Genomic DNA, 13335 nt, shown 5'->3' with positions numbered 1-13335 from the left:
TTTGCGGCAACATAGGTGGTGTGCGCGCAAACATAATTTAAAAATACTTGTTTTTACTTATTTTAACATATACATTAGAACACTATTTCAGGAAGCAGCCGGGCTTATTCGAAATTAGCAGCACGCTGTCGGGTATGCGCCTCCACCAGTGGAAGTTCTGCCACAGAGAACAGGATGCTTCTATCTATCCTGCAGGAGCTGCCCAAACATGGGCGCAATGCATCCGGCGGGAGGCTTTCCACAGTCCGCACCTCCCTGGAACTGTGGGACTGCAGCGGACCAAAGCCCTTTGATTACCAGTTAGTAACCATATATAAATTATTTACCCTGTAGGCTCAGGCTGGCGGTCACCTGCTTCTGCAGGTTTTACCAGCCGCGTTGAAACGGGCGTAGGCAGCTGATTTGCCTTTAGTTGTGCCAGCTATATATGGCCGATGAATATTCTGTGCTTGCTTTTACACCTTATATAACCCCCAATCCATATGAAGAAACGGATACTATTTCTATTCCTGACGCTCCTGTGCAGCGCCGTTGGTTTTGCGCAGACCAAAAGCAACGTGACGGGCACGGTGAAAGACGCCTCAGGCACGCCCTTGCCCGGCGTGAGCGTGATTGAATCGGGCACGGGCAACGGCGTTGCCACGGATGCCACTGGTAATTTCAACATTGCCGTGGCCCCGGATGCGGTATTGCAGGTCATGTTCCTGGGCTATGCCACGAAAGAGGTGCCGGTGAACAATGCCGCTGTCCTGAACATCGTCCTGGAAGAAGACACCAAGCGGCTGGAGGAGGTCGTGGTGACGGCGCTCGGCATCAGCCGGGAAAAGCGGCAACTGGGCTACTCCGTCACAGAGCTCAAGGCCTCTGATGTGGAGACGCAACTGGAAGCCAACCCCGTGAACGCGCTGCAGGGCAAGGTGGCCGGCGTGCAGATTGACCAGAGCGCGGGAGGCGTTTTCGGCAACTCGAAAATCCAGATTCGCGGTAACTCCACGCTCAGCACCAACAACCAACCAATTTTCGTGATCGATGGGGTGATACTGGACAATGACGTCAACGGCCTCAGCGGGCGCAGTTTCGGCAACGACCTCAAGAACCTGAACATGGAGGACTTCGAGAGCATCTCCATCCTGAAGGGATCTGCCGCCGCCGCCTTATATGGCGCGCGGGCCATCAACGGGGTGGTGCTGATCACGACCAAGAAAGGCTCGAAGCAGGAAGGGCTTGGCATAACCGTGACGCAGTCGGTGCATGTGGCCGATCCGTTCAAAGGGCCGCAGTTCCAGAACGAGTTCGGGGGCGGCAGCGTAGGCGCCTATTTCACGGATTTCCGGGAGCCCAACTACGGCTCCGATCAGAACTTCCGGACAAAGGTGTTCCCCATCGACCCGATTACCGGCATGCCCTATATAGACCCGGGCATCAACCGCGAGCTGGAGAACTGGGGCCCGCGCCTGGACGGGCAGGAGGTGCTGAACTACGACGGCACGATTACCCGCTACGAGGCGCAGCCCGACAACTTCCTGGAGGCTTTTGACAGGGGCGTGTCCTCTAACACGAACGTGGCCATACAGGGGGGCACCGATAAATCCACCTTCCGGGTGTCTTACAGCCACGACGAGAACCGGGGCGTGGTGCCGCGCAACGAGATGCTGAAGAACGGCTTCAGCGCGCGCGCCACCCATATATTCAACGATATATTCAGCATTGACCTAAGCGGAGACTACACGGCCACAGAGGCGAAGAACCCGCCGAACCTGAACTCGCAGGATGCCTTTGCCTCCGGCAACTTCGGCAAGGCCTATACCTGGATTTTCCCGCGCAACTACGACACCGACTACTGGCGCCAGCGCGAAAACTATATCGGCGCCTTCGGCGGCGTGCCCCGCCCGCTGGACCCCAATGAGCCGAACAAGGTGCCCGGCGCCGACTTCTGGTTCAGCCTCTACGAGAACGACTATGTGCAGAAGGAGCAGATGATGCGCGGGCGCATCGCCCTGACAGCTGAAGTAACGGATTGGATGAAGGTGGTGCTGGAGGGCAACGTGAACAACATCTATAAGAACAACGAGGTGCGCGAGTTGGGACAGGGATACAATTTCGCGGGACAGAGCAACCGCGATGGCGGCTACTACTCGCTTGCCCAGACCTCCAAGAACACCGGCTTCCTGAAGTGGATGACCGTTTTTACCCAAACCCTCAGCGAAGACTTCGACTTTAACGGCTATATAGGCGGCGAGACGCAGCGCACGCAGATCGATTTCAACAGCATCGGCACTTCAGGCGGCCTGAACATCCCCGCCGGTTATTTCGTGACGAACTCGCGGCTGCCGAACGAGGTGGCTGGCGGCATCACTTACAACAAGCACCTCAACTCGCTGTACGCGAGCGCCGACTTTGCCTTCCGGGATCAGGTGTACCTGCAAACCACCTGGCGCGGCGACTGGTCTTCGGCCCTGACTTACTCTGACGGAACCGGCAACAATTTCTATAACTACCCATCGGCCAGTTTGTCATGGGTGTTTTCAGAGACATTGGGACTGCCCACAGCCGTTTCCTTCGCGAAACTGCGGGCAAACGTGGCGGCGCTCGGAAAGGACACGGACCCCTATACCCTGAACCCCGGCTTCATCTTCAACGGCTTCGCGACCATCAACGGGCAGAACATCTCGCTCTCCACGTTCAACAACTCCAACGGCATACAGCCAAACCTGAAGCCGGAACGGAAACTTGCGAAAGAACTGGGCCTGGAGATGCGCTTCCTCAGCGACCGGGTCGGCTTCGATGTGACCGTGTATCAGGACAATACCAAAAACCAGATTCTGCCGATACAGGTGCCGCAGGAGTCAGGCGTCCGGTCCGTGATTATCAACGCGGGCAACATCCAGAACCGGGGAATTGAGTTTGCCCTGAACGCCACGCCGGTGCTGACCAACAATTTCCAGTGGAACATCAGCGGCAACATCTCCCACAACAAAAACAAAATCATCAGCCTGAGCGAGGGCGTGAAGGAGTTTAAACTGGGCGGTGACATCTTCGAGGTGGGCACGTACGCCATAGCCGGTGAGTCTTACGGCATCATCCGTTCGCGAATCCATTCCAAGAAGTACCAGGCGGAGGATGAAAACGGCAACCCCGTGGACGACCCCAACAACGGGAAGCCCGTTTTGTCGTGGCGCTCTGATGCCCGGGCCGCTTTCCCGGCCCGAAGCAACGAGCTGCAGACGATAGGTGATATAAACGCAAAGTACCGCTGGGGCCTGCAGAACAACTTCACGCTGGGCCGCCTGAACCTCGGCGTGCTGATAGATGCCAAAGTGGGCGGCGACATCATTCTGTCGTCTTACAGGCTGGGCACGCACACGGGCGTATTGCCGAACACGCTTTTCGGAAGAGACGCGGAGCATGGCGGCATTACCTGGACCAGCGCCTACGACGGCCAGACTTACGACGACGGTATCATCGTGGAGGGCGTGTTTGCACCAGGCCAGATGGTGACGCTTCCGGACGGCAGCAGCGTGGACGTGGGAGGCATGACTTTCGAGGAGGCATATGAGCAGGGCTTTGTGGAGCCGACGCACGCGCCGCAGTATTACTACCGTTATGGTTCCTCTTCCACCGGCGTGTCTGACCTGATGATCTGGGAAAACTCGTGGGTGGCCCTGCGGGAGGTGTCGCTGTCCTACAATTTCCAGGAGAGCATCTACAGCAAGCTGAAACTGACTTCGCTGAGCCTGAGCCTGGTGGGCAGAGACCTCGGCTACCTGTACAACAGCCTGCCGTTTGACATCAACCCGGCCTCCAACCTGTCGAACAGCACGGCGGTGGCAGGAGAGTACGGTTTCCTGCCAATGGTCCGCAACATGGGCTTTACCCTGAGGCTCGGCATCTAAGCCGGAGGCCACATCCACCAATTCAACTTAAAAGAACATGATAAAGATAAAGAAATATGCGGCGCTCGCGCTCATTGCCGCTTTGGGGGGCATCTCTTACTCCTGCGAGAAAGACTTCGATGAGATAAACACCAGCCAGACCGTAGTCGATGATCCGGATATAAAATTCCTGCTGGCCTACGCCGAGGACCGGGTTGCGTCTTACCAGGGCACCGAGTGGATATGGGAGAGCCTGGAGCAGCTTTTCCGGTACACCCAGCATATGAGCGCCAGCCCCTTTGAGCTTTCAGATAACGTAAACACCCGCTACAGCGCTTACTACAACGAAATCCTGCCAAACCTTTTTGAGATTCGGCGGCAGATAGAGGCAAAGCCGGACAAGGACAGGTATCAGAAGGCGGCCGCCGTCACCTATGTGCTGCAGGTGCTGCATGGCCTGAAGGTGACGGACATGAACGGCTCCATTCCTTACACCGAAGCGGTGCAGGGGCGCTACGATGCCATGTACAGCCCGAAATATGACGCGCAGAAGGAATTGCTCGACACCTGGCTGGTCGAGCTGGACAGGGCCATCGGCGCGCTTGGCAACAATTCGCTGACTGATCAGGAATCCTATGGCACCTCCGACATCTATTACCAGGGCGACTACACCAAGTGGGCGAAGCTGGCCAACACGCTGAAACTGCGGATTGCCGTGCGCTACCAGAACCAGGATGCAGCGAAAGCCCAGGCAATTTTCCAGGAGGTCATGCAGGACGAAACCGGGCCGATTGTGGCAGACGAGGAGCAACTGTCGTACCGGAACACAAACTTCTCGCCCTTCAACCCCAGCGACATAGACTACCGCAGCCGCAGGTTTGGCAGCCTCTCGCTGGTCGGTTTCATGAAGGAGGCAGAAGACCCCCGGTTGCCCGTGTACTTCGATGCGAACGACCTGACAGGAAGCTTCCGCGATTCGCTCGACAAATACAACGTGCAACTCCCAGCCTTCATTGACCCCAGCGATCCGCTGATCATGTACCAGGGCGGCCCTGCCGACTGGACCACGAGGCCGGAGATAGCCGCCTATATGAGCGCACCGCTGGAGGTGGGTCCGCTCCGGTACAACCTGATATCGACCATCAACCGGCGCTTCTTTTCGCCGCGCCTCGACAACGCCAGCGGCAACTTCGTGCATGTGTTGGTAACGCACGCGGAGACCTGCTTCTATATAGCCGAGTTTATCCAGAAAGGCTATGGCGGCGGCATTGACACGAAAGGAACGGCGGCAGAGTGGTACGAGCAGGGCATCGCCTCCTCCATCCGGACCATGAACGAGATTGCGCGGGAGGCAGGCTCTGCCACCGCCTTTTCGGAAGATAACGCAGAGGCCGCCATTCAGGCCTATATAGAAGGCCCGGAGGTGAAACTGAACGGGGAGAACGATCTGGAGCGCATTTACATACAGCAGTACATCAACTTCTACCGCCTGGCAAACGAGGCTTTTGTGTTTGTGCGCAGAACAGGGTACCCTGCCTACGGCTCTGATTACTACAGCCGGGAGCCGTTCAACGAGCCGATTCCGCGTCGTTTCTGGCTGATCGACCCGGGCGAGCTGAACCGCGAAAACTGGTCTGACGCCTTAACGGAGCAAGGCTTTACCCTCGGCAGCAGAGATTTGAATGTGCTGAGCCAGGAGCGGGTGTGGTACGACAAGCCCGCGCCGGACTTTGGCGAGGGGGGGCAGTAAAAAATATATTCCCCAGAACCTATATATGGATAAGTAGCTAAAGCGAATCGCAGGTTGCTTATCCATATATGTTTTATTAAGATTGGACGCTGCCGCGTTTTACAGCAGACAATATGCTAAGACATCAAACTGCACGTAACTTTCGGCGGCAGGTGTTGCATTTCAGCGAAAGTATATATGGCCAGCTTACCGGGGCAGGTGTGAATTATAGAATTTTATGATTTTGAGTACATACAAAAAAGCAGCTTCGGCGAAGGCGGTTGCTTTGCTGCTTTTAACCATGGGTGCCGCTACCCCTTTACAGGCCCAGACGGACAACCTGCACCGCCAGTCTGCCAGCTACGAGGCGCCCACCGACCCGCTGGTGCTGAAAAAACTGGACAAGTGGCAGGATCAGAAGTTCGGGATGATCATCCACTGGGGCCTATATGCGGTGCCGGGCATCATCGAGTCGTGGGCCCTGTGCTCCGAAGACTGGATTGAGCGCGACAGCACCATCGCCTACCCCGATTTCAAGGAATGGTACTGGGGGCTGAACAAAGAGTTTAACCCGGTCAACTTTAGCCCGGAGCAGTGGGCAAGCGCCGCCAAAGCGGGAGGCATGCGTTACCTGGTGTTCACCACCAAGCACCATGACGGGTTCAACATGTTCGACACGAAGCAGACGGACTTCAAAATCACGAACGGGCCTTTCGGCAGCAACCCACGCGCCAATGTGGCAAAGCATGTGTTTGACGCATTCCGGAAAGAGGGTTTCATGATAGGGGCCTATTTCTCGAAGCCGGACTGGCACTCGGAGTATTTCTGGTGGCCAAAGTACGCCACCCCGAACCGCAACGTGAACTACGACATCCGCAAGCACCCCTGGCGCTGGAAGCAGTACCAGCAATTTACCTACAACCAGATCAGTGAACTGATGCACGACTATGGCTCGATGGACATCCTGTGGCTGGACGGCGGCTGGGTAAGGCCGCTGCACACGGTAAACGACGAGGTGCGTTCCTGGGGCGCTCCCATACCCGAGTTCAGCCAGGAGGTAGACATGCCCGCCATTGCCACCATGGCGCGGGAGGCGCAGCCGGGGCTGCTGATCGTGGACCGCACCGTGCACGGCCCTTACGAGAACTACCAGACGCCAGAGCAGCGGGTGCCGGAGCATCAGATCAACAACCCCTGGGAAAGCTGCATGACCCTCGGAAACAACTGGGGCTATGTGCCGGGAGACGATTTCAAGTCTCCCACCAAAGTCATACACACCCTGGTGGAAGTAGTAGCCAAAGGGGGAAGCCTCTTGCTGGGCGTGGGCCCGAAGCCGGACGGAACGCTGCCGGAAGATGCGGTAAAGCGGCTGGCGGCTGTCGGGAAATGGCTTGATGCGAATGGCGAGGCCATCTATAACACGCGGGCCACAGCACATTACCAGGATGGCAGCACCTACTTCACCGAAGGGAAGAAGGGCCAGCGCTATGCCATTGCCTGCCTGCCAGAAGGCGGAGCCGTACCGAGAACAATTGAGTGGACAGGGAATTCCCCAAGGAAGGGGAGTAAAATAAAGCTTCTGCAGAACGGGAAGGCCGTGAAGTGGACAAAGGATGGAGACAAAGTGAAAGTACACTTGCCTGCCTCTCTGGCGAAGGAAAAAGGAGCCTATCCTGCTTTGGCTTTCGCCTTCACGGCTGAGTAGGGGTAAAAGGGATCGTTCAATTTAGGGCGGTCGCCGAGATTCTTAAGTTGTTAATCACCTGCCAGCATCTAACAGAAGCGGCTGTTCACCTGTGGCCAGGAAGAACAGCCGCTTCTGTTTTGTTAAAAAAACTACTTCTTCTTTAACTGGTGAAATGCATACAGCAACTCACGTCCTATCTGCCGTGCCCGCTCCAGATACTTTTCTTCTTCCTCTGGGGTACCGTCGAATGCTTTCGGGTCTTCGAAAGGAAGGGCGAGGCGGAGCTCGGTGCCGGGGACAAAGGGGCAGTTCTGGTCGGCGTCGGTGCAGGTCATGATGGCGGCGAAGGCGGTAGCGGGGTTCGCGGCGTCCGTCACTACTTTAGACCAAACCTGCGCTGGCGGTACATTCGGGGCGTAACAGGCCTGGTAAACAGGGTTCGCTGCATCACTGCCCTTATCGATGCGAAAGCCCAGCCGCTGCATCGCTTTCACGGCATTTTGGTTAAAGGCCGTTGCCTCCGTGCCACCCGAGAAGCACGCTATATATGGAATAGCATAATGCGTGGCGGCGGCCAATCCCCACAGTTGGGCCATATGGCTTCTCCGGGAGTTGTGGGTGCAGATAAAATTCAGTTGCACCGGCAGGTCCTGCGCCTGCTTCTGTTGTATATAGGCCGTCAGCTGTTGCAGGCGCTGCTTCCTCTCTGTCTGAATCAGGTGGAACTCCTGCTCCAGTTCCTGCACGGTTGCGTTTAGTGGGGGATATAATTCCATATAGGATAGGCAATTCATATATAAAGCCCCACCGCACCTATATAGGACACGGTGGGAGCAACCAGTTAGCAGCAGTTGGAGCCGGGGGCGCAGCAGGCAGCGGCGGCGGGTTTGTCGCCATATACTGTGATGCTGAAGATGCCCGTGTTGCTGGCACGGAAGGCGCGGATTTCGTCCTCGCTGAGGTAGTCTTTCAAAATCTCGTCCGGCACCTGGATGACTTTTTCTTTCTGCACCGTCACGTTCTCAAAGCCTGCCTCGCGGATGATCTGCAGGTAATCTTCCTTCTGAATAGCCCCCGACACACAGCCGGCATATAGTTCACTCGCCTGCACCAGTCCCTCCGGCAGCTCGCCCACCAGCACCACATCCGAGATGCTGAAGTGGCCGCCCGGCTTCAGTACGCGGTAGGTTTCTGAGAAAGCCTTGCGCTTGTCCGGCACCAGGTTCAGCACGCAGTTGCTGATCACCACATCGGCGCGGTTGGCGGCCAAAGGCAGGTCCTCGATTTCGCCCTGGCGGAACTCCACGTTGTGAAAGCCCAGTTTCTCGGCGTTGTCGCGGGCTTTGGCAACCATGGCCTCCGTCATGTCCACGCCCAGCACTTTGCCGGTGTCGCCTACAATGGCGCGTGCCACGAAGCAGTCGTTGCCGGCCCCGGAGCCAAGGTCCAGCACCACATCGCCGGGCTTTATCTGCGCGAACTCTGTCGGCACGCCACAGCCCAGGCCCAGGTCGGCATCGGGGTTATAGCCTTCGAGCTGCGTGTAATTATCCGCGAAAATGGCATAATCCACGGTGCAGCAGCCGGTGGCGCCGCAGCAGGAGGTTTCGTTTTGCTCCTTGCTTTGCAGGGCAATCTCGCCGTACTTTTCCTTTACAAGCTTCTTCAGTTCTTCTGCGTTATTCATGGTCTTATTTTTTAGTGTTACTATATATAAATGTTGATTCAAATCTTTGAAGATGCGCTGATGTGGCGGTTAGGATATATGAGTTCATGGCCGGTATATCTAAATCGGAAAAATCCTGTGTCTTGCATCTAACATCTTGTATCTAATGTCATCGTATTATTGCGATGATACTGGGCAAATTTTTTAACAGCAGCTGGTGTCGCAGGGGCGGTAGCCGGAGAAGAGCCCGTGCAGCACCTGCTGGGCCTGCTTCCAGGCTTGCGCATCAATGCAGTAACAAACTTTCTTGCCGTCAATGTCGCCCTGTATCAGCCCGGCCTCTTTCAGCTCTTTCAGGTGCTGCGACACCGTAGACTGCGAGAGCGGCAGTTCCTCCACTATGTCGCCGCAGATGCAGGCCCGGCGCTCCAGCAGTATCCGCAGTATCGCCACGCGCGCCGGATGCGCCAGCGCCTTGGCGTATTTTGCCAGCGTTACCTCTGTCTGAGTGAATGCCTCAGTTTTACTTGTTCCCATTGGAGTCTTTTATCATCGTAAAATTACGATTAAAACTGAAAAGACAAAAATATGTTCTGAGTTTTTTCTCAGGAAAAATTAAAAGAGGGCAGCTGCTTGGGAGTGCCTGCTATTTATACTGTATGGTAGGGAAGCCTGTCAGTGGCGCCAAAACCGTGCGGGAGGCTGCGTCGTAAGTAGGAGTGAACCAATCTAAATGAACATATGAAAACATCGACTTATATATATACAAAGGCTGTGGGCGGTGCCGCCATCGTGCTGTTCCCGTTTATGATGGGCTGCTCAGTATTAGGGGGCGGCGGCTATTCAGACGACCCGGCAGTAAGGGCGCAGGAGATGGAAATCGAATCACTGGAAAGGGACGTGGAAGAGGCAGAGCGCTACTCAGAAGAAGCGGAGCAGCGGGAAAAAGCCGCCAAAAGCAGGCTAAAGGCAGCTGAGCATGAACTGAATGCGCTGAAAGAGCAGGCAAAGCGCCGGGGCTACTGACAGCTCGGGCATATATTAACCCCGGAGCGAACGCATCTGTCAGGAAAGCTGGCACGAAGTATATATAAAAAGGAGAGCCCATCGGCTCTCCTTTTTATATAGGGAGTGATTTTATATAGGGAGTGGATAGCGAATGTCAGGTTTGGCTGTGTCTCATATACGGTTATTCATTCTTGTAGTATAAGCTGATATCAGACCCTGCCACAAGTTCTGCGGCGGCGGGGAATGTGAACGGCACATCGCTTATGGCCTGGCGCATCGCCAAAGTCAGGACCTCGTAAAACTGCCGCCATATATAGCACGGGGCTACGGAGAAAGCTCCAGCCCCGTGCTATATATAAATCCACAGTACCGGCATGATGCCTGCCACAAATTTATCATCCAAAGTCCTTCTTCGTGCTACGTGATGCGAAGTACGTGCTCCGAAAATCGTGATATGATTTACCTTCTCGGCTTTGCGCGCTGGTACTGCACGGGCCACGGCACATCCGCGCCAAGCTCCTGGGCGGCGTGCAGCGGGAAGTAAGGGTCGCGGAGCATCTCGCGGGCCAGCAGCACGAGGTCGGCTTTGCCTTCTGCGATGATGGCTTCTGCCTCGGCAGCGGTGGTGATCATCCCGACTGCCCCCGTCCTGATGCCAGCCTCTTTCTTTACTTTTTCGGCGAAAGGCGTCTGGTAGAGCGGGCCAACCGGAATTTTTGCGTTCGGTACGTTGCCGCCTGTCGAGCAGTCTATCAAATCTACGCCATTCGCTTTCAGTATTTTTCCCAATGCCACCGAGTCATCTGCGGTCCAGCCGCCTTCGGTCCAGTCGGTGGCCGAGATGCGCACAAAGAGCGGGTAATTCTCGGGCCATACCTCCTGCACGGCCGCCGTCACCTCCAGCAGCAGGCGGATGCGGTTTTCGAAGGAGCCGCCGTACGCGTCGGCGCGGTGGTTGCTGAGTGGCGAGTAAAACTCATGGAGCAGGTAGCCGTGGGCCGCGTGTATTTCTATCACTTTGAAACCGGCCACCAAAGCCCGCTGTGCCGCCATCCTGAAATCCGCAACCACTTTCCGAACGCCTGCTTCATCCAGTGCGGTGGGAGCGGGCTCATCCGGGGTAAAGGGCAGGGCGCTGGGCGCCACCGTCTGCCAGCCGTTTTCTTCGTCTGGAGAAATGGCATGTCCGCCTTTCCAGGGGCTTGTGTGGCTTGCCTTTCTACCTGCATGGGCCAGTTGCACGCCCGGCACAGCGCCCTCTGCCTCCAAAAAGGAAGCGATGCGCCGGAGCCCCGCCACGTGCTCCTCTTTCCAGATGCCGACATCATCGGCCGTAATCCTGCCCTCCGGCGACACCGCCGTCGCCTCCACCAGCACGAGGCCCGCGCCGCCCACGGCCCTGCTGCCCAGGTGTACCAGGTGCCAGTCGTTCGTGAAGCCGTCTTCGCTGGAGTACTGGCACATCGGGGAAACGGCGATTCTGTTCCGGAAGGTGATGTCTTTGATCTGGAGTGGACTGAATAAGCTGGACATACATTCTTTGTTGGTGACTTATACTGTTACACCGCAGGGGCCAAATTGTTCTGATTTTCTGAAGCCCGGCAAAAAACAGCGTCATATATGCCCGCTGCGTAGCACGTATGGATTTATGGGCTAATACTGTGTCAGCAGTTTTATCATGGTGCCCTTCTCGATGCGGTCTTTCAGCTGCATGCCGTTCAGTATCGCCAGTTCCTCCACGCGCGCCTCGGGCACATTGTTCCGCTGGAAAATCTGCAGGAGTGAAGTGGAGTTGCTCACTGTTTCGATCTTGATGCGCGCCGGCTTCCTGTTCAGCTTGTCAGGCTCGTTCAGCACGCTGAAGTTCTGCATGGTGGAGGTGAACACCGGGGCATGATTGTTGAAATCGTTGATGCCGGACACGCCGATCATGCTGTAGATGTTGCCGCCATACTGGATCAGGTATATAAGGGTGCGAAGCTGCGGTTGCTGCGCCTGTTGTTGTGCCTGCTGCTGTACCTGCTGGTCGGCCACGATGGCCAGGGCGGGCAGCCCGTTCACGGTCACGCTTCTGGACTCCACCGGCTGTAACTGGTAATTCTGCAGCAACTGCTGCGCGGCGGCCTCCAGCGTCTCGCCCGGGGCCAGCGTCAGCGCTATCATCGCTTTTCCGTCAGGCGCCACCATCTGGAACTGCTGCGGGGAGTTCATGTGCTTCCACCCCTGTGGTACCGGGAATTTGAACTTCAGCTCCGGATGGTAGAAAGTGCTGTTCTCAACAAAGCCCTGCCTCGGGTCCTCACCGTAAACTATCCCGTCAATCAGCCGCAGGTAACTGTTGCGGTCTACCTGCGCGTTGGTCAGGCTCAGTTTCTGTTTCCATTCGGTGGCAAGTTTGTTCACTGTCTCATAGCGGTCTGCCGGGTTGGGGTGCGTGGAGAGGAAGGAGGGGATCGCCGCGCCGCTTTGCTCCTGGGTTCTTTGCAGGGTCAGAAAAAAGTCAGCCATTTCCGTGGCGTCATATCCTATTTTGGAAGAGTATTCCACGCCAAGCCTGTCCGATTCCCGCTCGTCATCTCGGCCAAATTTAAGGAAGAGCAGGCCCAGCCCCTGTGCGGCGGCATCGCCCATCTGCGCAAACTCCGGGGATATAATCATACCCGCAATCAGGCCCACCTGCGCCAGGGTGGCCTTGCTTTGCTGCTGTGCCGAGTGCCGCGCCGCTATATGCCCGATCTCGTGCCCCAGCACCCCCGCAAACTGCGCCTCGTTGTTGAAGTGCGCCATGATGCCGCGCGTGAAGTACACATAGCCCCCCGGCACCGCAAAGGCGTTAATCACGGGAGAGTCTAATATCCGGAAGGTGTAGTTCAGCTCGGGGCGGTGCGATATGGCCGCCATGGCCTGCCCTTTCTCCTTGATAAACTGTTGCAGCTTCTCGTCCGGGTACAGCCCGAACTGAGCGACCACTGCCGGGTCTGACTGCGCGCCCAGCGCTTTCTCCTGCTCCTCCGACATCAGGATCAGGTCGCGCTCGCCGGTCACCGGGTTGGTGACGCAGGAGTTGAACAGAAGCAGGATGGTGGTTATAAAACCTGTGATGGTGATTTTTCTCATAGTGTCGTCTGTAAATAGCTGAAACCGGCAGTTCCAGCTAAGTTTATATTCAAGTGTTAGGATTTTCTTTCTTAGCAACGGTAATGTACCTGTTTAGTTGCAGGCTGATGGGCAGCAGGTCCCGCACAGGCGCCTGTACTGCATATAGCAGTGGATTTTTTGGTGCCACGCACCCTTCATCGGTAAGTGCAAAACAATGGGCGGCCTCAGGTGGTTGTGCCAATACCTGCCGCACAGCACTTTCATTTGCTTCCTC

At 56.4% G+C, this 13335-nt stretch carries 9 protein-coding genes; 4 read left to right on the top strand and 5 right to left on the bottom strand.

The features are described 5' to 3' along the window. The first annotated feature begins 482 nt into the window (after positions 1-482). The 3 genes from GSQ62_RS03230 to GSQ62_RS03220 all read left to right on the top strand — a co-directional run bounded on the left by GSQ62_RS03230 (position 483) and on the right by GSQ62_RS03220 (position 7306). Complete coding sequence (locus GSQ62_RS03230) at positions 483-3893, top strand: SusC/RagA family TonB-linked outer membrane protein (RefSeq protein ID WP_161888174.1); 3411 nt, start codon at positions 483-485, stop codon at positions 3891-3893. Between the two features lie 37 nt (positions 3894-3930). Further along, positions 3931-5622, top strand: a complete 1692-nt coding sequence (locus GSQ62_RS03225; RefSeq protein WP_161888173.1) for a SusD/RagB family nutrient-binding outer membrane lipoprotein — start codon at positions 3931-3933, stop codon at positions 5620-5622. 223 nt (positions 5623-5845) lie between these two features. Further along, positions 5846-7306: an alpha-L-fucosidase gene (locus GSQ62_RS03220; RefSeq protein WP_317164389.1), complete on the top strand. Its 1461-nt coding sequence runs from the start codon at positions 5846-5848 to the stop codon at positions 7304-7306. 131 nt (positions 7307-7437) lie between these two features. On the opposite strand, the gene GSQ62_RS03215 is transcribed toward GSQ62_RS03220, so the two are convergent. The 3 genes from GSQ62_RS03215 to GSQ62_RS03205 form a co-directional block, all read right to left on the bottom strand. Continuing rightward, the gene (locus GSQ62_RS03215) at positions 7438-8064 is read right to left on the bottom strand and encodes a low molecular weight phosphatase family protein (RefSeq protein WP_161888172.1); all 627 of its coding nucleotides are present in this window, start codon (positions 8062-8064) and stop codon (positions 7438-7440) included. A 65-nt stretch (positions 8065-8129) separates the two neighbouring features. Beyond that, positions 8130-8975 carry an arsenite methyltransferase gene (locus GSQ62_RS03210; protein WP_161888171.1) on the bottom strand — a complete coding sequence of 282 codons (846 nt, stop codon included), beginning with the start codon at positions 8973-8975 and terminating at the stop codon, positions 8130-8132. A gap of 183 nt (positions 8976-9158) precedes the next feature. Further along, complete coding sequence (locus tag GSQ62_RS03205) at positions 9159-9491, bottom strand: ArsR/SmtB family transcription factor (protein WP_161888170.1); 333 nt, start codon at positions 9489-9491, stop codon at positions 9159-9161. 204 nt (positions 9492-9695) lie between these two features. Between GSQ62_RS03205 and GSQ62_RS03200 the strand changes: the two genes are divergently transcribed. After that, positions 9696-9980, top strand: coding sequence for a hypothetical protein (locus tag GSQ62_RS03200; protein WP_161888169.1), 285 nt, complete (start codon positions 9696-9698; stop codon positions 9978-9980). A gap of 441 nt (positions 9981-10421) precedes the next feature. Here the strand turns inward: GSQ62_RS03200 and GSQ62_RS03195 are convergent, their stop codons facing one another. Together GSQ62_RS03195 and GSQ62_RS03190 are read right to left on the bottom strand one after the other, a co-directional pair. Next, the gene (locus GSQ62_RS03195) at positions 10422-11495 is read right to left on the bottom strand and encodes an NADH:flavin oxidoreductase/NADH oxidase (protein WP_161888168.1); all 1074 of its coding nucleotides are present in this window, start codon (positions 11493-11495) and stop codon (positions 10422-10424) included. 120 nt (positions 11496-11615) lie between these two features. Continuing rightward, positions 11616-13079: a M48 family metalloprotease gene (locus GSQ62_RS03190; protein WP_161888167.1), complete on the bottom strand. Its 1464-nt coding sequence runs from the start codon at positions 13077-13079 to the stop codon at positions 11616-11618. Between the last annotated feature and the right edge of the window lie 256 nt (positions 13080-13335).

The organism is Pontibacter russatus (assembly GCF_009931655.1).
Taxonomy (GTDB): domain Bacteria; phylum Bacteroidota; class Bacteroidia; order Cytophagales; family Hymenobacteraceae; genus Pontibacter; species Pontibacter russatus.
The sequence above is the reverse complement of the archived record's forward strand: the minus strand, read 5'-3'. Positions and strand labels throughout refer to the sequence as shown.

Bases quoted from the DNA above. Each gene is read 5' to 3' on its own strand.
- GSQ62_RS03230 (WP_161888174.1), top strand. From the start codon at position 483: ATGAAGAAACGGATACTATTTCTATTCCTGACGCTCCTGTGCAGCGCC.
- GSQ62_RS03210 (WP_161888171.1), bottom strand. From the start codon at position 8,975: ATGAATAACGCAGAAGAACTGAAGAAGCTTGTAAAGGAAAAGTACGGC.
- GSQ62_RS03200 (WP_161888169.1), top strand. From the start codon at position 9,696: ATGAAAACATCGACTTATATATATACAAAGGCTGTGGGCGGTGCCGCC.
- GSQ62_RS03225 (WP_161888173.1), top strand. From the start codon at position 3,931: ATGATAAAGATAAAGAAATATGCGGCGCTCGCGCTCATTGCCGCTTTG.
- GSQ62_RS03190 (WP_161888167.1), bottom strand. From the start codon at position 13,079: ATGAGAAAAATCACCATCACAGGTTTTATAACCACCATCCTGCTTCTG.
- GSQ62_RS03215 (WP_161888172.1), bottom strand. From the start codon at position 8,064: ATGGAATTATATCCCCCACTAAACGCAACCGTGCAGGAACTGGAGCAG.
- GSQ62_RS03195 (WP_161888168.1), bottom strand. From the start codon at position 11,495: ATGTCCAGCTTATTCAGTCCACTCCAGATCAAAGACATCACCTTCCGG.
- GSQ62_RS03205 (WP_161888170.1), bottom strand. From the start codon at position 9,491: ATGGGAACAAGTAAAACTGAGGCATTCACTCAGACAGAGGTAACGCTG.